17 protein-coding genes and 1 tRNA gene are annotated in these 22,975 nt (G+C 65.1%); 16 read left to right on the top strand and 2 right to left on the bottom strand.

Annotated features, from left to right (window positions below; translation table 11 throughout):
- Positions 1 to 470 precede the first annotated feature (470 nt).
- The 12 genes from folP (at position 471) to ACFX4F_RS16080 (ending at position 12,297) form a co-directional block, all read left to right on the top strand.
- On the top strand, positions 471 to 1,367 hold the full coding sequence (folP, locus tag ACFX4F_RS16135; protein WP_380657065.1) for a dihydropteroate synthase: 897 nt from the start codon (positions 471 to 473) through the stop codon (positions 1,365 to 1,367).
- Entirely contained in the window at positions 1,367 to 2,320 is a 954-nt protein-coding gene (gene miaA, locus ACFX4F_RS16130) for a tRNA (adenosine(37)-N6)-dimethylallyltransferase MiaA (protein WP_380657062.1), read from the top strand. The genes folP and miaA overlap by 1 nt, the downstream gene beginning before the upstream one ends.
- Before the next feature lie 95 nt (positions 2,321 to 2,415).
- Positions 2,416 to 2,691: an RNA chaperone Hfq gene (gene hfq / locus ACFX4F_RS16125; protein ID WP_025878916.1), complete on the top strand. Its 276-nt coding sequence runs from the start codon at positions 2,416 to 2,418 to the stop codon at positions 2,689 to 2,691.
- Positions 2,692 to 2,705: 14 nt separating this feature from the next.
- Positions 2,706 to 4,016, top strand: a complete 1,311-nt coding sequence (gene hflX, locus ACFX4F_RS16120) for a ribosome rescue GTPase HflX (RefSeq protein WP_340568325.1) — start codon at positions 2,706 to 2,708, stop codon at positions 4,014 to 4,016.
- Between the two features lie 103 nt (positions 4,017 to 4,119).
- A complete protein-coding gene (locus tag ACFX4F_RS16115; RefSeq protein ID WP_025878918.1) occupies positions 4,120 to 4,614 on the top strand; it encodes a CinA family protein in 495 nt (164 codons plus the stop codon).
- 35 nt (positions 4,615 to 4,649) lie between these two features.
- Positions 4,650 to 6,332, top strand: coding sequence for a 2-polyprenylphenol 6-hydroxylase (ubiB, locus tag ACFX4F_RS16110; protein WP_099820105.1), 1,683 nt, complete (start codon positions 4,650 to 4,652; stop codon positions 6,330 to 6,332).
- Between the two features lie 211 nt (positions 6,333 to 6,543).
- Positions 6,544 to 7,179, top strand: coding sequence for a transcriptional repressor LexA (lexA, locus tag ACFX4F_RS16105; RefSeq protein ID WP_025878920.1), 636 nt, complete (start codon positions 6,544 to 6,546; stop codon positions 7,177 to 7,179).
- A 201-nt stretch (positions 7,180 to 7,380) separates the two neighbouring features.
- Entirely contained in the window at positions 7,381 to 8,418 is a 1,038-nt protein-coding gene (gene recA / locus ACFX4F_RS16100) for a recombinase RecA (RefSeq protein ID WP_380657071.1), read from the top strand.
- A gap of 109 nt (positions 8,419 to 8,527) precedes the next feature.
- Positions 8,528 to 9,019 (top strand): recombination regulator RecX, encoded by a 492-nt coding sequence (recX, locus tag ACFX4F_RS16095; protein ID WP_099820106.1) that lies wholly within the window; start codon positions 8,528 to 8,530, stop codon positions 9,017 to 9,019.
- 105 nt (positions 9,020 to 9,124) lie between these two features.
- Positions 9,125 to 11,773, top strand: coding sequence for an alanine--tRNA ligase (gene alaS / locus ACFX4F_RS16090; protein ID WP_100464750.1), 2,649 nt, complete (start codon positions 9,125 to 9,127; stop codon positions 11,771 to 11,773).
- 149 nt (positions 11,774 to 11,922) lie between these two features.
- A complete protein-coding gene (gene csrA / locus ACFX4F_RS16085) occupies positions 11,923 to 12,126 on the top strand; it encodes a carbon storage regulator CsrA (RefSeq protein WP_025878924.1) in 204 nt (67 codons plus the stop codon).
- Between the two features lie 78 nt (positions 12,127 to 12,204).
- Positions 12,205 to 12,297: transfer RNA gene (locus ACFX4F_RS16080), tRNA-Ser, on the top strand.
- 57 nt (positions 12,298 to 12,354) lie between these two features.
- Here the strand turns inward: ACFX4F_RS16080 and ACFX4F_RS16075 are convergent.
- Positions 12,355 to 14,685, bottom strand: a complete 2,331-nt coding sequence (locus tag ACFX4F_RS16075; RefSeq protein ID WP_380657053.1) for a TonB-dependent receptor — start codon at positions 14,683 to 14,685, stop codon at positions 12,355 to 12,357.
- Positions 14,686 to 14,862: 177 nt separating this feature from the next.
- Between ACFX4F_RS16075 and ACFX4F_RS16070 the strand changes: the two genes are divergently transcribed.
- Complete coding sequence (locus tag ACFX4F_RS16070; protein ID WP_380657050.1) at positions 14,863 to 15,345, top strand: LuxR family transcriptional regulator; 483 nt, start codon at positions 14,863 to 14,865, stop codon at positions 15,343 to 15,345.
- Positions 15,346 to 15,402: 57 nt separating this feature from the next.
- Here the strand turns inward: ACFX4F_RS16070 and aceE are convergent, their stop codons facing one another.
- Positions 15,403 to 18,075 (bottom strand): pyruvate dehydrogenase (acetyl-transferring), homodimeric type, encoded by a 2,673-nt coding sequence (gene aceE, locus ACFX4F_RS16065; RefSeq protein WP_380657047.1) that lies wholly within the window; start codon positions 18,073 to 18,075, stop codon positions 15,403 to 15,405.
- Positions 18,076 to 18,346: 271 nt separating this feature from the next.
- Here aceE and ACFX4F_RS16060 point away from each other — a divergent pair, with 271 nt between their 5' ends.
- From ACFX4F_RS16060 to ACFX4F_RS16050, 3 genes are all read left to right on the top strand, one after another.
- Positions 18,347 to 18,862: an RNA polymerase sigma factor gene (locus ACFX4F_RS16060; protein WP_380657044.1), complete on the top strand. Its 516-nt coding sequence runs from the start codon at positions 18,347 to 18,349 to the stop codon at positions 18,860 to 18,862.
- On the top strand, positions 18,859 to 19,896 hold the full coding sequence (locus ACFX4F_RS16055) for a FecR family protein (protein ID WP_380657042.1): 1,038 nt from the start codon (positions 18,859 to 18,861) through the stop codon (positions 19,894 to 19,896). Before ACFX4F_RS16060 ends, ACFX4F_RS16055 begins: the two co-directional genes overlap by 4 nt.
- Before the next feature lie 141 nt (positions 19,897 to 20,037).
- Complete coding sequence (locus ACFX4F_RS16050; protein WP_380657039.1) at positions 20,038 to 22,971, top strand: TonB-dependent receptor; 2,934 nt, start codon at positions 20,038 to 20,040, stop codon at positions 22,969 to 22,971.
- Positions 22,972 to 22,975 lie beyond the last annotated feature (4 nt).

The following is a 22,975-nucleotide window of genomic DNA, read 5'->3' as shown; positions in this document are numbered from 1 at the left end:
CCCCCCCCCGCCCCCGCCTTCGACGATTCCCCGCTGCTGTTGGGCTGCTGTTGGTAGGTGTCGACCTTGGTCGACACGTAGATCCACGCCATGCGTGGATGCTCTTCGTTCAATTGTCGAGATATTCGATTCCAATGGAGATTCATCCACGCATGGCGTGGATTTACCGGGCACCGGGAAACTGTCGAAGGCGGGGTGGGTCCGATTGCGGGGGTGTCCGCGGCATGGATGCCGCGGCCAAGCCTCCATGGGTGAGGGCGCTTTGCTTGCGAAGCACTGCTTCGCAAGCGCCCGAACGCACAGCCGCCAGCGGCTGGGCAGGTCTGGGGATTCACGGCGTCCCCCGCAACCGGACCCACCCCGCCATCCCACGAAAACCCGCTATTGCTGTTGCTCCAGACCTGGCCTCTGCGGGTGCAGGGCGCCGCCCTGCCGCCGTAAACTACCCTTCGTTGACCGCAGGATCTGCCATGTTCGATATCTCTCCCCAGCTCGATTGCGCCGGCCGCATCCTGCGCCTGGACCGTGCCCGGGTCATGGGGATCGTCAACGTCACCCCCGATTCGTTCTCCGACGGCGGTGCCCATGACACCACCGAAGCGGCGGTCGCGCATGGCCTGAAGCTGGTGGAGGAGGGCGCCGACCTGCTCGACATCGGCGGCGAATCCACCCGCCCGGGCGCGGCGCCGGTGTCGATCGACGAAGAGCTGCGTCGGGTCGTGCCGGTCATCGAGCAGCTGGCGGCGCGTACATCGGTGCCGATCAGCATCGACACCTTCAAGCCGGAGGTGATGCGTGCCGCAGTGGCTGCAGGCGCCGGGATGATCAATGACATCTTCGGCCTGCGCCAGGACGGTGCGCTGCAGGCCGCGGCAGACACTGGCGTGCCGGTGGTGCTGATGCACATGCAGGGCGAGCCGGGCCACATGCAGGCCGACCCGCAGTACGACGATGTCGTCACCGAGGTCCATGGCTTCCTGGTGCAGCGCCTGTTCGCCGCCGAGATGGCCGGCATCGCCAAGAAGAATCTGCTGATCGACCTCGGCTTCGGCTTCGGCAAGACCACCGCGCACAACATCACCCTGCTGGCCCGTTCCGAGCGTTTTCTCGAGCTGGGTGTGCCGATGCTGGCCGGGCTGTCGCGCAAACGCAGCCTGGGCGAGCTGACCGGTCGCGAGTCACCGGCAGAGCGGGTCGCTGCGTCGGTGGCCGCACACCTCATTGCCGTGCAGCGCGGTGCCCGTATCGTGCGTGTGCACGATGTGGCAGCGACGGTCGATGCGTTGAAGGTCTGGCAGGCGGTCGACGCGGTGCCTGCTGTCCGGGTGGATGCTAAACCGAGCCTCCGCTGGCCGGACGAAGACTGATGGCCGTCGATCAGCGGCCGCTGGCGATCGCCGTGATGGGGCCGACCGCCAGCGGCAAGACCGCCACCGCGATCGCACTGGCGCAGCAGCTGGATGGCGAAATCGTCAGCGTCGATTCGGCGCTGGTCTATCGCGGGCTGGATATCGGTTCGGCCAAGCCTGATGCCGGCGAACGTGCGCAGGCACCGCACCACCTGCTGGACCTGCGCGATCCCTGGCAGACCTATTCGGCCGCCGAGTTCGCTGCCGACGCCGGCCGCGTGGTGGCCGACATCGTTGCCCGGGGCAAGACGCCGATCCTGGCCGGCGGCACCGGCCTGTACTTCCGTGCGCTGCTGCAGGGGCTGTCGCCGATGCCGGAGGCCGATCCGGCGATGCGCGACGCGTTGAGCGCCGAGGCCGCCGAGCGTGGCTGGGCGGCCCTGCACGCCGAACTGGCCACGGTTGATCCCGCCGCCGCCGCGCGCATCCATGCCACCGACCCGCAACGCATCCAGCGGGCGCTGGAGGTCTACCGCCTGACCGGCACGCCGATCAGTGAATGGCAGCGCCGCCCCGGCGTAGCCCCGTTGCCGGTGCGTACATTGAAGCTGATTCTGGCGCCGCGCGACCGCGCCGTGCTGCACCAGCGCATCGAGGCCCGCTTCGACGCCATGCTCGCCCACGGCTTTCTCGACGAAGTGCGCGCCCTGCGTGCGTTGCCGGACATGCAGGCGGTCGCCGCGCCGCTGGACCTCCCCGCCGTCCGCGCGGTGGGGTATCGCCAGGCCTGGGAGTACCTGGACGGCGAGGGGGACCAGGCCCGCTTCCGTGACAAGTCCATTTTCGCCACCCGGCAACTGGCCAAGCGCCAGCTGACCTGGCTGCGCGGCGAGCTTGATGCACGCTGGTTCGACCCCCATATGGATGGGGAGCGCCTGGCAGGCGCGGTGTCGACCTTCGTTGCACGCTGAACCGACGCTGGCCGTGTACCATCATGGGCCGGCAAGCGGCTCGGGGGCCGCGGCGACCGCCGGCTACCAATAAGAACAATAATCAGGAGTGTGCAATGTCCAAGGGGCAATCGCTGCAGGATCCTTTCTTGAATGCACTGCGGCGCGAACGCGTGCCGGTTTCGGTGTACCTGGTCAACGGCATCAAGCTGCAGGGCACGATCGAATCGTTCGATCAGTTCGTGGTCCTGCTGCGCAACACCGTCAGTCAGATGGTCTACAAGCACGCCATTTCCACCGTCGTGCCGGCGCGCAACGTCAAGGTCGGCCCGGGTGGTGGGTACGTGCAATCAGGTGAGGATGGTCAGGCGGGTGATGAAGCAGACGAATGATGTTGGAGCGGTGAATGTTTGACCGCTCGAAAAAGGGCGAACACGCCCTGTTGATCCAGCCGCATTTCGGCAAGCTGGAAGACGATGTGCTGGAAGAATTCGGTGATCTGGCCCGCTCGGCTGGGGCCAGCATCGCGGTGACCATCACCGCGCGCCTGGATCGTCCCAATCCATCGACCCTGCTCGGCAGCGGCAAGCTGGATGAGATCAAGGCCGCCGCCGAAGCAACCGGAGCAGACCTGATCCTGGTCAACCACGCGTTGAGCCCGGGCCAGGAACGCAATCTGGAACGTTTCCTGGAGCGCCGGGTGATCGACCGTACCGGTCTGATCTTGGACATCTTTGCCCAGCGTGCGCGCAGCCATGAAGGCAAGCTGCAGGTCGAGCTGGCCCAGCTGCGCCATATGGCGACCCGCCTGGTGCGTGGCTGGACCCATCTGGAGCGCCAGCGTGGTGGTTCGATCGGTCTGCGCGGCCCGGGTGAAACCCAGCTGGAAACCGATCGTCGCCTGCTGCAGAAGCGGGTTGAACAGCTGCAGAAGCGGCTGGAAAAAGTCGAAGTACAGCGCACCCAGATGCGCCGTGCGCGGGTGCGCAGCGAATTGCCGCGCGTCGCCCTGGTGGGCTACACCAATGCCGGCAAATCGACCTTGTTCAATGCGATGACCGGCGCCGAGGCCTATGCGGCTGACCAGCTGTTCGCCACCCTGGATCCGACCGTGCGCCGGATAGCCGTGCCCGGTGGCAACGTGGTGCTGGCCGATACGGTAGGTTTCGTACGCGACCTGCCGCATGACCTGGTGGCGGCCTTTCGCTCGACCCTGTCCGAAGCGCGGGAAGCGGATTTCCTGCTGCACCTTGTCGATGCCGCCGATCCGCACCGCGAGGAGCGCATCGCCCAGGTCGACGAAGTGCTGACCGCCGTCGGTGCCGGCGACCTGCCGCAGTTGCTGGTGTTCAACAAGATCGACCGCATCGAGGGTGCCGATGTGCGCCACGACGGCCAGGACGGCGTGCCGGATGAATCGCGGCGTGAGCGGGTGTGGATTTCCGCACGCGACGGGCAGGGCATCGAGCTGTTGCAGGCCGTGCTCGGCAAGCGCTTGGGGCTGCAGCACGTCACCGGCGAGCTGCGCCTGCCGCCCAGCGCCGGCCGCCTGCGCGCGCGCCTGCACCAGCTGGAGGTGGTCCGCAGTGAACAGGCTGATGACGAGGGCTGGCTGTTGCAGGTCGATCTTCCCATCGCCGAGGCCGAGAAGCTGGCGGCCAGCGCCGATGGCGAGCCGATCCGGGCCCTGCTGCCGGAAAAGCTGCCCGAATGGTGAGGTAGTGCCGGCCGCTGGCCGGCAGCTCCCGCGGGCCCGTGCCGCGACACCACCTTGCGATCTGCGGTACAACGTGCAGGTTCTTCACCTTTCAGCTACCCCGATGGCCTTCCCGACCGACGCCGAACTCAACGCCCAGGCCGCTGCGCTGGGCCAGCGCCTGCAGCAGGCTTCGCTGCAACTGGTGACTGCTGAAAGCTGCAGCGGTGGCTGGATCGCCAAGTGCATGACCGACATCGCCGGTTCCTCGGCGTTCTTCGATTGCGGCATGGTGGTTTACAGCTACGAAGCCAAGCAGCGCCTGCTCGGTGTGCGCGCGCAGACACTGGAACAGTTCGGTGCGGTCAGCCGCGAAGCCGTGCTGGAGATGGTGTCCGGGGCGCTGGTCAATTCCGGCGCCGGCATCGCGGTGGCGGTCACCGGCATCGCAGGTCCGGGCGGTGGCAGCCCGGACAAGCCGGTCGGCAGTGTCTGGATCGGCTGGAAGCGCCGCGGCGGCTATGCGCGTGCCGAGCTGTTCCAGTTCGACGGTGACCGCGAAGCCATCCGCCGGCAGACCGTAGCGGCGGCATTGCACGGTATCGACGCCCAGCTGTGACATGCTGCTCCGGCAATCAACCGGAGTAGGCAACGATGTGGGAGACGCTGGGCACCGTCCGTGACCTTGGTAGGCTGCAGGAAATCGCCGCCGTCCTGATCCGCTACGGCTTCGGCGACGTCGTGCGGCGCATCGGCCTGGCCACGGTGCTGGAACGTACTGGCCGCCTGCTGCACTGGAACGAGGAGCGGCAGGAGATGCTGCGGATGACCGCGCCAGTGCGCGTGCGCAGCGCCCTGCAGGAGCTTGGGCCGACCTTCGTGAAGCTGGGCCAGGTGCTCGCCACCCGCGTCGACCTGCTGCCGCCGGACTGGATCGCCGAACTCTCCGAGCTGCAGAACGCGGTCCCTGCATTGCCCTACGAGAAGATCCGCGACCAGCTGGAGGCCGACCTCGGTGCACCGCCGTCGCAGGTGTTCGCCTTCCTTGATGAAAGCCCGATGGCCGCTGCATCGTTGGCCCAGGCCCACCGTGCGCGGCTGCGCGATGGCCGCGAAGTGGTGTTGAAGGTGCGTCGCCCGGGTATCCGTGACGTGGTTGAAGCCGACCTGCGGTTGCTGGCACGGCTGGCCGAGATCGTTGAAGCCCGCCTGCCGGACCTGCGCCGCTACCGGCCCGCCGAGGTGGTGCAGCAGTTCACCGTGTCGCTGCGGCGCGAGCTGGATTTCGCCGCGGAGTGCCGCAATGCCGAGCGCATCGCGCGCAACTTCGAAGGGCGGGACGACATCCTGATTCCGGCGGTGCACTGGCAATGGACCTGCGAAAGCCTGAACGTGCAGGACTTCGTCGACGGCATTGCGGGGCGTGATCTGGCCGGCGTCGATGCGGCCGGCCTCGACCGCCGTGAACTGGCCCGGCGTGGTGCCGACATCGTATTGAAGATGGTGCTGGAGGACGGCAGCTTCCACGCCGATCCGCACCCGGGCAACATCATCTACCTGCGCGATGGCCGCATCGGCGTGATCGATTTCGGCATGGTCGGCGCCTTGTCGGAGGTGCGCCGATTCCAGGTCGCGCAGCTGCTGCATGGTCTGGTGGAACAGGACCCGCAGGGCGTGGCCGATGTGCTGCTGGACTGGGCGGGCGGCGTGGAAGTGGACGAGAACCGGTTGCAGCACGACATCAGCCTGTTCGTCGACCAGTACCGTGGCGTGCCGCTGAAGGACCTGCGCATCGGCCTGATGCTGGGCGACATCACCCAGCTGCTGCGCAGCTACAACCTGACCCTGCCGGCGGATCTGGCATTGATGATCAAGGCCTTCCTGACCCTGGAGGGCATGGGCCGCCAGTTGGACCCGGATTTCGACATGGCCAGCGCCGCGCGCCCGTTCCTGGAGCGGGTGGTATTGCAGCGCTATGCGCCGCGGGCGCTGTTCAAGCGTGGCCGCCGCAGTCTGCTGGGCATGATCGACTTTGCCGGTGAATTGCCGCGGGATCTGCGCAAGCTGGTGCAGGCTGCGCGCCGGGGCCGCCTGCAGCTGAAGGTCGAGACCAGCGCGCTGCAGGGCTTCGGCGACCAGGTCAATCGCGCCGCGAACCGGCTGGTGATGGGGATCGTCACGGCAGCCTTGATCATCGGCTCCTCGATCGTGATGCACAGCGTAGGAGGCGTTTCCAGCCGTTGGCTGCTGGCGCTGGGCGTGTGCGGTTTCATCGGCGCAGGGTTCTGCGGGGTGTGGATCCTGTTCTCGATCTGGCGCAGCGGCAAGCACACGTAGTGCGCTTGCCGCGGTGATTCCCGCCGGGAACCGCGGAGTCGCGCAGCGATTCCTGTAGAGCCGCCCGCTGGTCGGCTGCTTTCGCTTCCGCCACCGCCGACCCGTCACGTCGCATTCCCGGTAGCGCCGGGCCATGCCCGGCGGTATTCGCGCTTCCCGCAATCGCCCCCGGCACTTGCAGTCCCGGATGTTAGTAGTAATACTACTAACCATGGACCTGACCGACACCCAGCAGGCGATCCTGCAGTTGATCGCCGAGCGTATCGAGAGCGAAGGCGCACCGCCGTCGCAGACTGAAATCGCACGTGCCTTCGGCTTCAAGGGGGTGCGAGCAGCGCAGTACCACCTGGAGGCGCTGGAGCAGGCCGGGGCGATCCGCCGTGTACCGGGCCAGGCCCGCGGCATTCGTCTGGTGCAGGCGCCACCGGTGGAAAAGCTCGCCGAGCCGGGGCTGCCCGACAGCGTCCTGCGCCTGCCGATCCTGGGTCGGGTCGCGGCGGGTCTGCCGATCGGCGCCGACATCGGCTCGGATGATTTCGTGGTGCTGGACCGGGTGTTCTTCTCGCCGGCGCCGGACTACCTGCTGAAAGTGCAGGGCGATTCAATGATCGATGAAGGCATCTTCGACGGCGACCTGATCGGCGTGCACCGCACCCGCGACGCCCATTCCGGGCAGATCGTGGTGGCGCGCATCGATGACGAGATCACCGTCAAGCTGTTGAAAATCGCCAAGGACCGGATCCGCCTGCTGCCGCGCAATCCCGATTACAAACCGATTGACGTGCTTCCTGACCAGGATTTCTCGATCGAGGGCCTGTACTGCGGGCTGCTGCGACCAAACCGTTGACGATTCATCCTGTAATTCCCGCGGTCTTTTGTGGCGATTCTCTGGTTCTGCTGAGGTTGGTACGGATGTCCGATAATTTTTTTCCGAACGCCGGGCAGAATCTCAGCCTGTGCGATACGCCAGCCTTAAAGTGAACCCATGGCCAAGAAGACTTCCAAAGACAGCACCTCCAACGACGTGACCTCTGCAAGGACCAATCCGATGGACGAGAACAAGAAGCGCGCCCTCGCTGCAGCTCTGGGCCAGATTGAAAAGCAGTTCGGCAAGGGCTCGGTGATGCGCATGGGCGACCGTGTGGTCGAGCCTGTCGAGGCGATTCCGACCGGTTCTCTGATGCTGGATATCGCATTGGGCATTGGTGGCCTGCCCAAGGGGCGCGTCGTGGAAATCTACGGCCCGGAATCCTCCGGCAAGACCACGTTGACCCTGCAGGCCATCGCCGAGTGCCAGAAGCTGGGTGGTACGGCGGCCTTCATTGATGCCGAGCATGCGCTGGACCCGATCTACGCTGGCAAGCTGGGCGTCAACGTCGACGATCTGCTGCTGTCGCAGCCGGATACCGGTGAGCAGGCGCTTGAAATCGCCGACATGCTGGTCCGTTCCGGTTCGGTGGACATCCTGGTGGTCGACTCGGTCGCCGCATTGACCCCGAAGGCTGAAATCGAAGGCGAGATGGGAGACCAGCTGCCAGGTCTGCAGGCCCGTCTGATGAGCCAGGCGCTGCGCAAGCTGACCGGCAACATCAAGCGTTCCAACACGCTGGTGGTGTTCATCAACCAGCTGCGCATGAAGATCGGTGTGATGATGCCGGGCCAGAGCCCGGAAGTGACCACCGGCGGCAACGCGCTGAAGTTCTATGCCTCGGTGCGCCTGGACATCCGCCGTATCGGTGCGATCAAGAAGGGCGACGAGATCATCGGCAACCAGACCAAGATCAAGGTCGTCAAGAACAAGCTGGCGCCGCCGTTCAAGCAGGTCATCACCGAGATCCTGTACGGCGAAGGCATCAGCCGCGAAGGCGAACTGATCGATATGGGCGTGGAGGCCAAGCTGGTCGAGAAGGCCGGTGCCTGGTACAGCTACGGTGAAGAGCGCATCGGCCAGGGCAAGGACAACGCCCGTGGCTATCTGCGCGACAACCCGCAGGTTGCCGCCAAGCTCGAGGCCGAGCTGCGCGAAAAGTTCCAGCCGACCGAAGCCGTCCGTGAAGAAGGCGAATACGAAGGCGACGACGAGTAAGGCTTGCTGTGGGGCAGGGCGGCGCCGTCAGTGACGTCGCCCTGTCCTGCAGATTCGGTTTCCCCGACGGGGGACGCGCCAGGGACGGCGCATTTGATTGAAGGCGAGCATGAACGATTCCGACGCCCCGGAACCCGGCCGCAAGCGCCGCGTACGCGAACAGACGCCCGTCCAGCGTGCCCTGGGGTTGCTGGTGCGGCGTGAGCATTCGCGCAAGGAGTTGACCCGCAAGCTGACCTCCCGGGGTATCGAGGGCGAGGCGGCGCAGGCCGCGGTCGACAAGCTGACCGAGGCTGGCTGGCAGGACGACACCCGGTTTGCCGAAAATCTGGTGCGCATGCGCGCCAATACCGGCTACGGCCCCATCCATGTGCGTGCCGAACTGGGCACCCATGGACTGGACAGCGAGCAGATCGCTGCCGCCATGGAGACCTTTGAAGGCGACTGGACGGAGAACGCCCGGGATCTGGTCCGTCGCCGCTTCGGTGAGGCTGGCCCGCAGGACCTGGCGCAGCGTCGCAAGGCCGCCGATCTGCTGGCTCGCCGGGGCTTTGATGGCGACAGCATCCGCCGTGCGACCCGTTACGATCCGGACGACTGAGACTGATGGCGCCGGGCCTGATACCCTTTGGGGTTTCGGCGGTCCGTTCGACCCTGGCCACTGCGGCCGGCGGCACGGGCCCCGGCCCGCAGACTGCCAGCCCCCATGAACGCATCCGCCAAATTCACGACATCCCAGATCCGCAGCGACTTCCTTGAGTTCTTCAAGGGCAAAGGCCACACCATCGTGCCGTCGGCGCCGCTGGTGCCGGGCAACGATCCGACCCTGCTGTTCACCAACTCCGGCATGGTGCAGTTCAAGGACGTGTTCCTGGGCGCGGAAAAGCGCAGCTACGTGCGCGCGGCCGACGTCCAGCGTTGCCTGCGTGCCGGTGGCAAGCACAACGATCTCGACCAGGTGGGCTACACCGCCCGCCATCACACCTTCTTCGAAATGCTGGGCAACTGGTCCTTCGGCGATTACTTCAAGAAGGATGCGATCGCCTGGGCCTGGGAGCTGCTGACCCAGGTCTGGAAGCTGCCGGCCGAGCGCCTGCTGGTCACGGTCTACCAGACCGACGACGAGGCCTACGCGCTGTGGCGCGACATGATCGGTATTCCGGAAGAACGTATCGTTCGCATCGGCGACAACAAGGGTGCGCCGTTCGCCTCGGACAACTTCTGGCAGATGGCCGATACCGGTCCGTGCGGTCCCTGCACCGAGATCTTCTACGACCATGGTGACCATATCGCCGGTGGCCCGCCGGGCTCGCCGGACGAAGATGGCGACCGTTTCATCGAGATCTGGAACCTGGTCTTCATGCAGTTCGATCGCCAGCAGGACGGCACGCTGATGCCGCTGCCGGCGCCGTGCGTGGATACCGGCATGGGCCTGGAACGCCTGGCCGCGATCCTGCAGCACGTGCATACCAACTACGAGATCGACCTGTTCCAGGCGCTGATCCGCAAGGCATCGGAGCTGACCGGCACCGCCGATCTGGAAAACAAGTCGCTGCGGGTGATCGCCGACCACATCCGCGCCTGTTCGTTCCTGATCGTCGATGGCGTGCTGCCGTCCAACGAAGGCCGCGGCTATGTGCTGCGCCGGATCATCCGCCGCGCGCTGCGACATGGCTGGATGCTGGGCGTGCGCCAGCCGTTCTTCAGCAAGCTGGTGCCGACCCTGGTCGAGCAGATGGGCGAGGCCTATCCGGAACTGCCGGCGCAGGCCGATACCGTCGTGCGCGCACTGCAGGCCGAAGAAGAGCGTTTCGCCGAAACCCTCGATTCGGGCATGAAGATCTTCGACGACGTTGCGGCCAAGGTCAGCAATGGCGTGATCCCGGGCGTGGACGCGTTCCGCCTGTACGACACCTACGGCTTCCCGCTCGACCTGACCCAGGACATCGCCCGCGAGCGTGACCTGACCGTGGACATCGACGGCTTCAACGCCGCGATGGAGACGCAGCGCGAGACCGCGCGTGCGGCCGGCAAGTTCGGCGGTGGCGTGACGCTGTCGGCCGATCTGGTCGCCACGCTCAAGCCCACCGTCTTCCTCGGCTATGACCGCCTGCAGGCCGATGGCCTCAACGTGGTCGCGATCCTCAAGGATGGCCGCCCGGTGGACGCTGCCCAGGCCGGTGACGAGGTCATCGTGCTGACCAGCCAGACCCCGTTCTACGCCGAGTCCGGCGGCCAGGTCGGTGACACCGGCACCTTGTCCGCTGCCGGCGTGCAGATGCAGGTGAGCGACACCCAGAAGTTCGCGGGCCAGTTCCATGGCCACGTCGGCAAGCTCACCCAGGGCAGCCTGAAGATCGGTGATGTGCTGTCCGGCCAGGTCGATGGCGAGCGCCGTGGCGCCACCATCCTCAACCACTCGGCCACCCACCTGCTGCATGCTGCCCTGCGCGAAGTGCTGGGCACCCACGTGCAGCAGAAGGGCTCGCTGGTGGCGCCGGACCGCCTGCGCTTCGACTTCTCGCATTTCCAGCCGATCAGCGCCGAGGAACTGGCGATCATCGAGCGCAAGGTCAACCAGCAGGTGCGCGCCAACAATGCCGCCGAAGTGCACAACATGGGCATGCAGGAAGCGCTGGACTTCGGCGCGATGGCCCTGTTCGGCGAGAAGTACGGCGAGAACGTGCGCGTGCTGAAGATGGGTGACTACTCCACCGAGCTGTGTGGTGGTACCCACGTCAACCGGACCGGTGACATCGGTCTGTTCAAGATCACCTCCGAGGGCGGCGTATCGGCCGGCGTGCGTCGTATCGAGGCCGTCACCGGCCAGGGCGCGCTGGACTACGTGGATGCCGAGGAGGCGCGCCTGGCCGAGGCCGCGGAACTGCTGGGTGGCAGCGCTGCCGACGTGGTCGAAAAGATCCGTGCGCTGGGCCTGCGCCAGAAGCAGCTGGAGCGCGAGCTGGAGGCCGTGAAGGCCAAGGTCGCTGCCGGCGCCACGGCGGATCTGTCCGGCCAGGCCGTCGAGGTCGCCGGCGTGAAGGTCCTCGCTGTCCGCCTGGAAGGCTTCGATGCCAAGGCCCTGCGCGATGCCATGGACCGCCTGAAGCAGCAGCTGGGCAACGCGGTGATCGTGCTGGCCGGTGCCCAGGACGGCAAGGCAGCCCTGGTCGCGGGCGTGAACGGCAGTGCAATGGGCAAGGTCAAGGCCGGGGAACTGTTGTCCCATATCGCCGGTCAGATCGGGGGCAAGGGCGGCGGACGCCCGGACCTCGCCCAGGGTGGTGGCGAGGACGGGCCCGCCCTTGCCACCGCGCTGGCTGCGGTCGTCGAATGGGTCAGCCCCCGCCTGTGATGAACCCCTGCCGTCCCCCCTCCTTGTAGGAGCGGGACGGCTGACGGTACCATTGCGAATCTTTTCCCTTTGTCGTGGGCGCGCTTCTTGACGGAGCGTCAAGCCGGTGGGGGATACCCTTCCACACGGTTCCATGGAGACTTAAAAAAATGTTGATCCTGACTCGCCGCGTCGGCGAAACCCTGATGATCGGTGACTCGGTGAGCGTCACCGTGCTTGGCGTCAAGGGTAACCAGGTGCGTATCGGCATCACTGCGCCGAAGGACGTCGCTGTGCATCGCGAAGAGATCTACCAGCGCATCCAGCGTGGTGACGAAGCCGGCAGCACCGGTGGTGAAAATTCTGCGGAATAAGGCTTTACCTTCGCGCGTGATTAACGTTATGATTCACGCCCCGCTGAGGTGCAACGCACCAGACGCGGAGAAAACCCCGGAGCGATGCCCGAGCGGCTGAAGGGGCTCCCCTGCTAAGGGAGTATAGGGTCAAAAGCTCTATCGAGGGTTCGAATCCCTCTCGCTCCGCCAGATACAAAGAAGCGCCTGCAGATCCTCGATCTGCAGGCGTTTTTCTTTTCCGGTCCCTTAAAGCCTTACGGTCACGCCGACCTGGAACCCGCGACCGGGCAGCGGTGCGATGTACTTCAACGGCGAGTTGTGTGGGCGGGCGTCGTCATCCAGAAGGTTGCTGCCGTTGACGAACACCTCCATCCCCGCGATGTAAGCATTGCGCACCGGTAGTTCGCGGCTGACCTGCAGATCGACCAGGTTGAATGCATCCAGCGGAATCTCTTCGCTGACGTTGCGGCCCAGGTACTTCTGCTTGTCGTAATAGGTGCTGGAGACTTGTAGCTTCCAGCTGTCGCGCTGCCATTGCAGGGTGGCGCCATAGCGGTTGGTCGGCATGTTCGGCAGGTACTCGCCGTCGTTGTGCGCGCGCAGCGTGTCCGGGCGATCGGCCTGGTTCCTGACCAGGTCGGCGAAGGCGGACAGATTCAATGTTCCGTAGCCGCCAAGGTCGAGCGCCTGCGAGGCATCGATCTCGAATCCCTTTACCGTGGTGTTGGTCTGCTTCCAGTACTTCAGCGGCAGGCGGTTGGCCATCTGCATGCCGGAGTGGCCCTGGTAGAGGTAGTTGTCGTACTTCATCCGGTAGGCGGTGGCTGACAGCGCGAAGCCGCCAAGGTGGAACAGTCCGGTCAGCTCCAGGTTCTTCGCGCGTTCCGGCTGCAGGTTCTGGTTGCCTTCTTCCTGGGTCATCACCGAATAGTGCGCGTTGCTGGCATACAGCTCGTTGATCTCCGGTGCGCGCTGCGAAGACGAATAGCGCACCTTGGCGGCGAACAGCGGGCCGAGTCCGACATACGAACCCAGGCTGTAACTGTTGAGGCGATAGGAGCGGTCCTGCAGCGTGGTGTTGGCAGCATTGCGCGAGGTCTTGAAGCGGCTGGGCTGCAGGTCATGGTCCACGCGTTCATGGCGGACGCCGGCATCGAAGGATGCCCAGCCGACGTCGAGGGTTTCCTTCAGGAACACCGCGTTGCTGCGCGTTTCCACATCAGGCAGGTAGCGCAGCGCGCCGCTGCCGGTGACGTCGCGCGCCTGATGGCTCAGACCGAGCACGCCGCTGAGCGGCCCGACGGGTTGATGTGCCAGCAGCAGTTCGGCCTGGGTGCTCTGGAAGTCGTAGTCGTTGGCCCTGGTCGAGCCCAGGCGCTCGCCCGAGGTGTTGTCCAGTTTTGAAACCCGCAGTTCGGCACGTTCGACGTAAGGCAGCGGGTCCCGCAGCAACGCTTCCAGGGCGTAGCGCTGCTGCTTGATCACCACGCCCACCGGCAGGCCGTCGGCAGGGTTCGCACCGAAGGACAGGTTCTGCATCGAGAAGCCCGGCACACCGTATTCGCTGTCCTTGGCATCGATGCTGACGCCGACGTAACCACGATCGAAGAACCAGGTCGAACCGAGTGCCACTTGAGAACTGCGTGAGTAGCTGTTGCCCAGCCGATGGTGGTAATCGGGGGTCACATCGTTGTTGATCTGCTTCTGTACGTACGACGGCGTGCCGGCGACATAGGCCGGATTGACCGGATTGATGTAGGTGCGGCGCTGCCAGACCGAGGTCGGACTGTTGGTGTAGAAGGAAAAATCACCATCGGCCCAATCGGGGTTCTCGGTCATGAACTGGTCGATGTAGGGTTGCGAGGCCTTGTTGTAGAGCTGCTGGACGCGTGCTTCCTTCTGGCAGCTGTCGGCCAGTGCCGAATTGACGCCGCCGGTGGCCGGGAACAGCCGGGTGTTGCAGACGCCCGCCTTGCTGTTGCCGGGAATGTCGTAGTACGAAATGCGTTGCCGCGAGACCTGCAGGTTCGTCGAGACATTGCGCTGGTTGTTGAAGTTCATGCGGAAGCCCTGCGCATCGGCCGCGTTGAAACCTTTGCGCAGGACCAGCTCCATCGACTGGTCCTTGTCCTCCATCGTGCGCGAGATCAGGCCGGAATCGATGTCGACGCTGCCGCCGATGGCGTTGCCGCCGTAGCGGACGGTATCGGAGGATTTGTTGACGGTGACGCTGCGCACGAACAGCGGGTCGAACGGAATGTTGATGTCGCCGCTGAAGGCGTTCATGCCGAGGATGGACTGGCCGTCTTCCAGGATCTGCACGCGGTTGCCGCTGAGGCTGCGGATGACCGGCGCACCGGCATTGGGCCCGAAGGCGCTGTTCTGCACGCCGGAGACATGTTCAAGCATGCCGCCGAGGGTGCGGTTCTGGGCCTGCGAGGCTTCGACAGTGACGATGCTGTCGATCCGGGAGGGCTTGCTTGCCTCGACCTGGACGGCGGGCAGGGTGGGGTCGTCGCTGGCATGGGCGTTGTGGACGACGAACAGGATGGCTGCAGCAAGCAGGTGACGACGCATGACACACTCCGTGAAAAGAATGTGAAATGTTATAACGTAACTATTCAGCGTCACAAGACGGAGGGGAGGGGGACATCGGCCAGCGCTTGCACGACCGGACGTTGGCGCGCAGCATCGGCTTTTGCTGGTACCCCACAATGCACCTGCAGCACCTCCCTCACTCGAACGGAGCCTCGCATGAAGCTGTTGTCCGTCGCGTTGCTGTCCGTGGCCCTGCTGCAGGCGATGCCTGCCCTGGCTGAAAGCGCGAAGTCCTCGCCGCTGCTGGGCCGCTGGTCGCTGGATATCGCCACGTCCGCGCTGCCTGAAGCACAGCGTCCGCAACAGGTCGTGCTGGAATTCAAGGATGCCGGCGCGGGCAGGTGGAGCTCGCACGTGGATATCGTCCTGCAGGATGGCAAGACGATGAAATCCGACGGTACGCTGGCGCTGGACGGCACGCCCGCGGCGCTGACCGGCAGCTACGGTGCCAACCAGGCGACGCTGAAACTGCCGGCGCCGAACACGCTGGTGATGCAGCTGGTCGATCACGGTGCGCCGGCGTCCACCCGTGTGTATACGGTGGCCGCTGACCGTTCAACGATGACCGAAACCAAGGCGTTCTTCGCTCATGACGGCACGCCGATCCTGCAGACCAACCTGTTCAAGCGGTTGCCGTAGCGGTGTAGTGCAGCGACACCCGCAGAGGCGTGCTCTGCGGATGCCGTTGCTGCGCTGTCATGCGGCGGCGGGATCGCGCTTGCCGGTATCGATCCCGTAGCGGTCGATTGCCTGCTGCAGCAGGTTCCGTTCGACATGTCCGTCGTCGGCCAGGGCCTTCAGTGCCGCCAGCACGATGAAGTAGCGATCGACCTCGAAGAACGTCCGCAGCGATTCGCGTGTATCCGAGCGGCCGAAACCATCGGTGCCGAGTGCGATGAAGCGACGATCGTTGATGAAGGGGCGGATCTGGTCGCCGACGATCTTCATGTAATCGGTCGCCACCACCACCGGGCCGGCATGGTCCTGCAGGCACTGCTGCACGTAGGGAACGCGCGGCTCGTCGGCCGGGTGCAGCAGATTCCAGCGCTCGACGGCCAGGCCGTCGCGGCGCAGTTCGGTCAGGCTGGTGGCGCTCCAGACATCGCTGCCGATACCGAAATCCTGCTGCAGAAGATCGGCGGCGGCCAGCACCTCGCGCAGGATCGAGCCACTGCCCATCAACTGCACGCGCGGCTGCGCAACCGTATCGATCGCGGCGCGGCGCAGCAGATAGAGGCCCTTCAGGATGCCGGCTTCGGCGCCGTCGGGCAGGGCCGGGTGCGGGTAGTTCTCGTTGAGCAGGGTGATGTAGTAGTAGATGTCTTCCTGCTCCACATACATGCGGCGCAGGCCGTCGTGGATGATCACCGCCAGCTCGAAATTGTAGGTCGGGTCATAGGACACGCAGCTGGGAATCACCGAAGACAGCACGTGGCTGTGGCCATCGTCGTGCTGCAGGCCTTCGCCCATCAGCGTGGTGCGGCCCGAGGTGGCGCCAAGCAGGAAGCCACGGGTGCGCGCGTCGGCCGCTGCCCAGGCCAGGTCGCCGACGCGCTGCAGGCCGAACATCGAATAGAAGATGTAGAACGGAATCGTGGCCAGGCCGTGGTTGGCGTACGCGGTACCGGCGGCGATCCACGAACAGATCGCGCCGGATTCGTTGATGCCTTCCTGCAGGATCTGGCCATCCTTGGCTTCCTTGTAATAGCTCAGCTGGCCAGCATCCTGCGGCGTGTACAACTGGCCGAGGTAAGAATGGATGCCGATCTGGCGGAACAGGCCTTCCATGCCGAAGGTGCGTGATTCATCGGGCACGATCGGGATCACCAGACTGCCCAGCTCGGGGTCCTTGAGCAGGGTGGAGAGGATGCGCACGAAGCCCATGGTGGTGGACTGGCCGCGATCACCACTGCCCTGCAGCTGGACGTTGAACGTGGACAGCGGCGGCAGCGGCAGCGGATCGACCTGTGCCAGTCGTGCCGGCAGCTGGCCACCCTGCGCCTGGCGACGCTGCGCGAAGTAGATCGCCTCCGGGCTGCCCGGTTGCGGGCGCAGGTACGGCATCTCTTCCAGTTGTTCATCGCTGATCGGCAGGTCGAAACGGTCGCGGAAGGCGCGTACCGCATCGGCGCTCATCTTCTTCAACTGGTGATTGATGTTCTGGCCTTCGCCGGCCTCGCCCATGCCGAAGCCCTTCACCGTCTTGGCCAGCACCACGGTCGGCCGGCCGCTGGTGTTCACTGCCTGCTGGTAGGCGGCGTACACCTTCTGCGGGTCGTGGCCACCACGCGCCAGCGCCCAGATCTCGTCGTCGCTCATGTCCGCGACCAGCGCCAGCAGTTCCGGGTAGCGCCCGAAGAAGTGTTCGCGTACGTAGGCGCCGCTCTGCGACTTGAAGGTCTGGTAGTCGCCATCCACGCACTCCATCATGCGCTGGCGCAGCAGCCCGCTGTGATCGCGTGCCAGCAGGTCGTCCCAGCCACTGCCCCAGATCACCTTGATCACGTTCCAGCCGGCGGCGCGGAAGGCGCCTTCCAGTTCCTGGATCACTTTGGCGTTGCCGCGCACCGGTCCGTCCAGGCGCTGCAGGTTGCAGTTGACCACGAACACCAGGTTGTCCAGTCGCTCGCGCCCGGCCAGCGAGATGGCCGCCAGCGACTCGGGCTGGTCCATTTCGCCATCACCGAGGAAGGCCCAGACCTTGCGGCCCTGGTGCTGCTTCAAGCCGCGGTACTCCAGGTAGCGCATGTAACGGGCCTGATAGGCCGCGGTCAGTGGACCCAGGCCCATCGATACGGTGGGGAACTGCCAGAAGTCCGGCATCAATCGCGGGTGCGGGTACGAAGACAGGCCCTCGCGCCCAGCCTCTCGGCGGAAGTTGTCCATCTGCTCTGCACTGATGCGGCCTTCCACGAACGCACGGCCATAGATGCCCGGCGCGGAATGGCCCTGGATGTAGATCATGTCGCCGTCGAAGGTGTCGGTACGGCCACGGAAGAAGTGATCGAAGCCCACGTCATACATGACCGCGGCGGACTGGTAAGTGGCGATGTGGCCGCCGACATTGGAATGCCTGCCGGCACGCAGCACCATCACCATGGCGTTCCAGCGGATCATCGCGTTCAACCGCCGCTCGATGGCCAGGTCACCCGGGTAGGCAGGCTGGCGTTCGGGGGGAATCGTGTTGGTGTAGGCGGTCCACGCACGGGTGTGCAGGTCGCCATGCTGCTGCACATCGAGTGCATCGAGCTGGTCCAGCAGATAGTGCGCGCGGGGGCGGCCGCCGGCCTCGATCACCGCCTGCAGGGACTCGCGCCATTCGCGGGTTTCCTGCGGATCAGCGTCGAGAGGGAAGTGTGCCTGGTTCATGCTGCGTCTCCAGAGAGCGCCGGCCGGCATCTGCGCGACACCGCCGGCAGGGCGACAGCTCTGGAGCGGAGTCGCGCCGGCAGGGCCGTGGCGCGGGGGCAGCCTTGGTGGCTGCCGGGGAGACAAGCGTAGGCGGCGCACCTGCTGGCCGGTAGACAGGTGGCGATTGGGTCTGCGCGAACCTGCGCTTTGCCCGGCGCCGCTGCAATGCGGGTGTCATCGTCGGTGTGCACCCTGCTGGGTTTTCCAGCCTCGGGGTGGTTGGTCGGTTGTGAACAGCGTCAGGATCTGGGAGAAGAGCTACGCCCTGCGGCGCCGCCTGCTGCGTGGCTTCTTCCTTCGGCGTGGTTCACAGGCTGCCGATGCCGAAGATCTGGCGCAGGAGGTCTACCTGCGCCTGCTGCGCAGCACCGGCGAAGACGCCGCGGCGATCGAGAACCCTGAAGCCTATCTGTTCGCGGTGGCAGCCAACCTGGCCCGTGAACAGGCACGCTCGCGCTCCGGCCTGCCGCAGATCGAGGACGTCGACCTGCTGGCCGAGGTACTCAGCAGCGAAGAGGACATCGAGGCTGATTTCGAGCGGGTGCAGCGCTGGAGCGGTATCCGTGGCGCCATCGCGCAACTGCCGCCCACGACGCGGCGGGTGATGGAGCTGCACTACCGCGAAGGACTGGATTGCCATCAGGTGGGGGCGCAGCTGGACGTGTCGGTGCACATGGTGCGCAAGCACATCGGCAAGGGGCTGGAAGCCTGCAGGAAGGCGCTGGGCGCCGGGAAGGACGGATGAACCAGCAGGAGCCTGCAGCGATGGATGACGGGGTGGCCGAACAGGCTGCGCACTGGTTCCTGTGCAACCGCGAGGGTGACCTGAGCGCTGCGCAGCGCGCCGAGTTCATGGCGTGGATGAAGGGCTCGCCCGAGCACGTGCGCGCGTACCTGCATGCCCTGCATCTGCACCGGCAGGTCGGCGCGGCGATGTCGGTGCACGCGCAGCAACACGAAAGCAGGGCAGTGCTGCCGATGCTGCAGGCAACGGCGAAAGTGGTGCCGTTGTTTGCCGCGCCCGTGCCCGCGCCGCGCGCCGTGGTTGCAACACGAACGCGCCGGCCGCTCTGGAGGCGGGTGGCTGCGGTGGCGTGCGGACTGTTGCTGGTGGCCGGTCTGCTGCCGTGGCTGATGCCGCGCGAACAGTTGCTGGTCGCCGGGCACGGGCAACTGCGTGAGGTGGTGCTGGCTGACCGGACCCATGTGCGGCTGAATGCAGACAGCCGTCTGCGGGTGAAGATTGGCTGGTTCAGCCGCCGCGTCGAACTGCTGCAGGGCGAGGCCACATTTGATATCGCAGCGGATCGCCGGCCCTTCCAGGTACGGGTCGGTGATCTGCAGATCCGTGACATCGGCACCGTGTTCGATGTGTCGCGCCGGTTGCAGAGCACGCGCATCGGCGTGGTATCCGGCGAGGTGGAGGTCTGGACCGCTGGTGACGGGCAACGCCGGCTGGCGCAGCTGCCTGCCGGGCGGGTGGTGCAGGTCGATCATCTCAGCCATGCGGTGCAGCCGCTGGAAATACCGATGTCCATGCTGCTGGACTGGCAGCAGCGCCGGGTGTCGTTCCGTGATGAGCGCCTGGACGAGGTGGCTGCTGCGTTCAACCGGCACAACCAGGTGCAGGTACAGGTGACCGATGACGTGGCGCGGGCGGCGCGCCTGTCGGGCAGCCTGGAGGCGCACCGGGTTGCTGCGCTGCAGGCATTCCTGCAGCGGGACGCGCGCTTCGTCATTCGTCGCGAACAGGACACGGTATGGGTCTCCAGCCGCTGATCCCGGTTGGGCGATGGGCTGTCAGAAAAAATTCATCGAATCGGCGTTCTCCACTTCCGCCGATGCCGGCTCTTACTTGGGAGAAGCCGCTGTCGAATGCCGATGCGGCAGCAGCAGTCCTCTCTCCTGCAAGGAACCGTGATGCGCAAGAAGCTCTATCTGTCGGTGGTACTGGCCTTGTCTCCCTGTCTGGGCGCACATGCGCAGGCGGTGTCGTCCAGCGGGCTTGAGACCAAGGTCACTGCAGCGATCGCCGCGCAGCCATTGAGCCAGGCACTGGAGCAGCTGTCACGCAGCTCCGGCGTGCAGTTCCTGTATGCCGGCGCGGGCAATGCACCGATGGCGGGCGCGGTACCGCGGGGCGCCACCGTCAAGCAGGCGCTGGACACGCTGCTGGCCCGCACCGGCCTGCGCTACACGGTGCTGGACGGCAACGTGATCGCCATCGATGCGACACCGGCCCAGCGCGAAACCAGGCGGGCCGCACCGGCACCGCAGCAGCCGCAAGCCGTGGTCGCTCCGACCCTGGGAACGATCAAGGTGATCGCCGCCCATGAGGTGATCGATCAGAAGAAAACCTCGCCGGTGATCAAGGATTCGGTGATCTACGATGAGATGGACAGCTACGGCGATGAGACGCTGGCCGAGAGCCTGATGGCCGCGCCCGGGCTGAGTGCGGTGGAAGATGCGGGAGAGCCGCGCTATGTGACCGTGCGCGGTGTGCAGGCCAATCTCAACTACACGACCATCGACGGCATCGCGATCGCAAGCGTGGGTGGCAGTGGCTCCGGCGAGCGCATGAACAACCTGCAGCTGATTCCCAGCGACATCGGCACCCGCACGGACATCTACAAGAGTTTCAGCGCCGAGCAGGCGCCGGATGCCATTGGTGGTGTGATCGACATCATCAGCCGCAGTGCCTTTGACCGCTCCGGCAAGTATGTGTTCGCCGACGTGGCCGGCATCTATTCCACGGCCGAGACCAACGTGGGGCGCAGCGCGGGTGGCGACCACAAGACCCTGGGGCACTTCGGCAAGAGCGCCAAGGCGGTGTTCTCCAACCAGTTCGGTGCCGATGATCAGTTCGGCATCGTCGCTGTCGCACGCTATGAACAGCGCTCGCGCAACAGCGTCAAGCGCTGGGTCGAATCGAACTATTACTACAACGATGCCGGCAAGTACCTCACCGATGGCACCACCGGCCCGGACGAGGCGAAAGGCTGGAACGGCCTGCGCGCGCCGGGCAACTTCAGCACCGGCACCTACACCAACTACATCACCAACTTCGGTGGTTCGGCCAAGCTGGAATGGAAGCCGTCGGATGATCCGTTCTATGCCTCGCTGCTGTTGTACTCGTACCGGTTCTACGAGAACTCGACGATGAACAAGACCGATCTGTATGGCAATGCCAAGTTCCCGATACGCAACCAGACCGAGGACGGCGGCACCACCCAGATCAACAGCATCTACATCAAGAACCGCCATGACCGCTGGGACCGCAGCAACCGCGGTGCGATCGCCAGCTTCAACTGGGATATCGGCGACCTTTCGCGGCTGACCCTGCGCGCCGGCCACACCGAAGAGACCTTCCACAACACCCAGGTCTACTGGGGCGTACGCGCGTACCCGAGCAACCTGTTCGTCGACTATGCCAACGACAGCCATGGCTTTCCGAACGCGGTGGGTGTGTCGGACTCCAGCCTGCTGACCAGCTCGGCGTTCAAGCTCAATCCCGCGCAGGCCTACATCTCGCCGCGCGACGCCAAGGAGAGCATTGACAACCTGCGTGCCGACTTCAGCTACAACATCGATGCCGATGCGCGCGGCTTCGGTCTCGCCGCCGGTGCCGAGTATCGCCACCTGAAGATCTGGCAGGACATCGATTTCGACTACTACAAGACCAGCGCGACCCTGAACGACTATCTGTATCCCGGTTCGACGCTGCTTGGCAGCGTCCCCGGCTTCCCGCTGATCGACAACCGCAAGTGGCATGACGAGCTGTACCCGAAGCTGGGCAACAACGATGCGGCCTACCCGAATGCGGATTTCACCAGCGACTACAAGTACGTGGAAGACATCGCCAACGCCTACGTTTCGGCGCATTACGCCTGGGACCGGCTGCTGCTGATCGGCGGCCTGCGCTATGACCACACCTCCTTCGATGCGTTCAGCTCGTTCAGTGATGATGGCGGTACCACCTACACCTCGGCATTCCGCAAGAGCAGCGGCGGCTACAACAACCTGCTGCCGTCATTGAATGCGACCTTCAAGCTGAGCGAGAACCAGCGTCTGCGTTTCTCCGCCAGCCGCACGCTGGGCCGGCCGACACCCAGCAACATCGCCCAGGCCACCAGCACCAGCTGTGGCGATGACGAGCTGGGCGGAGGCTTCTGCACCATCAAGCAGGGCAATGCCTCGCTGCAGCCGCGCCGCTCGACCAATATCGACCTGGCCTGGGACCTGTACTTCAACGGCAACAACGGCCTGGTGTCGGTCGCGTTGTTCGACAAGGTGATAGAGGACGACATCTATACCTTGACCACGTTCGAGAACATCGGCGACGTCCGCTATCGCGTCACCCAGCCGATGAACACCGATGAGTCGACGCTGCGCGGTGTCGAGTTCGCGGTGGCAAACCGCAATCTGCAGTGGGGCCGCCAGCGCTTCGACATGTACCTCAATGCCACCCGCCTGGACGGGCAGACCAATTACCGCATCAGCGATGGCAGCGAGCGCCGCCTCGACCGCCTGCTGTACCAGCCGGACTGGTCGGTGAACGGCTCGGTGATCTGGCGCATGCCGTGGAAGAGCTCGCAGCTGCGTGTGTCCGGTACCTACCGCAGCCGCATGCTGGTCGACTTCGGCGATACCCAGTGGCTGGACTCGTATTACGACCCGTACATGACCTTCAACCTGGCCTTCAGCCACAAGGTCAGCAGGCACGTGACGCTGAAGTACGAGGCGAAGAACCTGTTCAATACCCAGCCGACCTACAGCACCGGTCCGAACGGACGCTTCCGCACCGAGATCGATGACTACGGTCGCTTCTTCTACTTCCACATCATCTACAACTGAGGGC

This window comes from Stenotrophomonas sp. YIM B13575, from assembly GCF_042787595.1.
Taxonomy (GTDB): domain Bacteria; phylum Pseudomonadota; class Gammaproteobacteria; order Xanthomonadales; family Xanthomonadaceae; genus Stenotrophomonas; species Stenotrophomonas lactitubi_B.
Note: the sequence above shows the minus strand (reverse complement) of the source record. Positions and strands in the feature narration are given on the sequence as shown.

Coding starts and splice junctions, on each gene's coding strand:
- folP (WP_380657065.1), top strand. CDS start 471: ATGTTCGATATCTCTCCCCAGCTCGATTGCGCCGGCCGCATCCTGCGC.
- miaA (WP_380657062.1), top strand. CDS start 1,367: ATGGCCGTCGATCAGCGGCCGCTGGCGATCGCCGTGATGGGGCCGACC.
- hfq (WP_025878916.1), top strand. CDS start 2,416: ATGTCCAAGGGGCAATCGCTGCAGGATCCTTTCTTGAATGCACTGCGG.
- hflX (WP_340568325.1), top strand. CDS start 2,706: ATGTTTGACCGCTCGAAAAAGGGCGAACACGCCCTGTTGATCCAGCCG.
- ACFX4F_RS16115 (WP_025878918.1), top strand. CDS start 4,120: ATGGCCTTCCCGACCGACGCCGAACTCAACGCCCAGGCCGCTGCGCTG.
- ubiB (WP_099820105.1), top strand. CDS start 4,650: ATGTGGGAGACGCTGGGCACCGTCCGTGACCTTGGTAGGCTGCAGGAA.
- lexA (WP_025878920.1), top strand. CDS start 6,544: ATGGACCTGACCGACACCCAGCAGGCGATCCTGCAGTTGATCGCCGAG.
- recA (WP_380657071.1), top strand. CDS start 7,381: ATGGACGAGAACAAGAAGCGCGCCCTCGCTGCAGCTCTGGGCCAGATT.
- recX (WP_099820106.1), top strand. CDS start 8,528: ATGAACGATTCCGACGCCCCGGAACCCGGCCGCAAGCGCCGCGTACGC.
- alaS (WP_100464750.1), top strand. CDS start 9,125: ATGAACGCATCCGCCAAATTCACGACATCCCAGATCCGCAGCGACTTC.
- csrA (WP_025878924.1), top strand. CDS start 11,923: ATGTTGATCCTGACTCGCCGCGTCGGCGAAACCCTGATGATCGGTGAC.
- ACFX4F_RS16075 (WP_380657053.1), bottom strand. CDS start 14,685: ATGCGTCGTCACCTGCTTGCTGCAGCCATCCTGTTCGTCGTCCACAAC.
- ACFX4F_RS16070 (WP_380657050.1), top strand. CDS start 14,863: ATGAAGCTGTTGTCCGTCGCGTTGCTGTCCGTGGCCCTGCTGCAGGCG.
- aceE (WP_380657047.1), bottom strand. CDS start 18,075: ATGAACCAGGCACACTTCCCTCTCGACGCTGATCCGCAGGAAACCCGC.
- ACFX4F_RS16055 (WP_380657042.1), top strand. CDS start 18,859: ATGAACCAGCAGGAGCCTGCAGCGATGGATGACGGGGTGGCCGAACAG.
- ACFX4F_RS16050 (WP_380657039.1), top strand. CDS start 20,038: ATGCGCAAGAAGCTCTATCTGTCGGTGGTACTGGCCTTGTCTCCCTGT.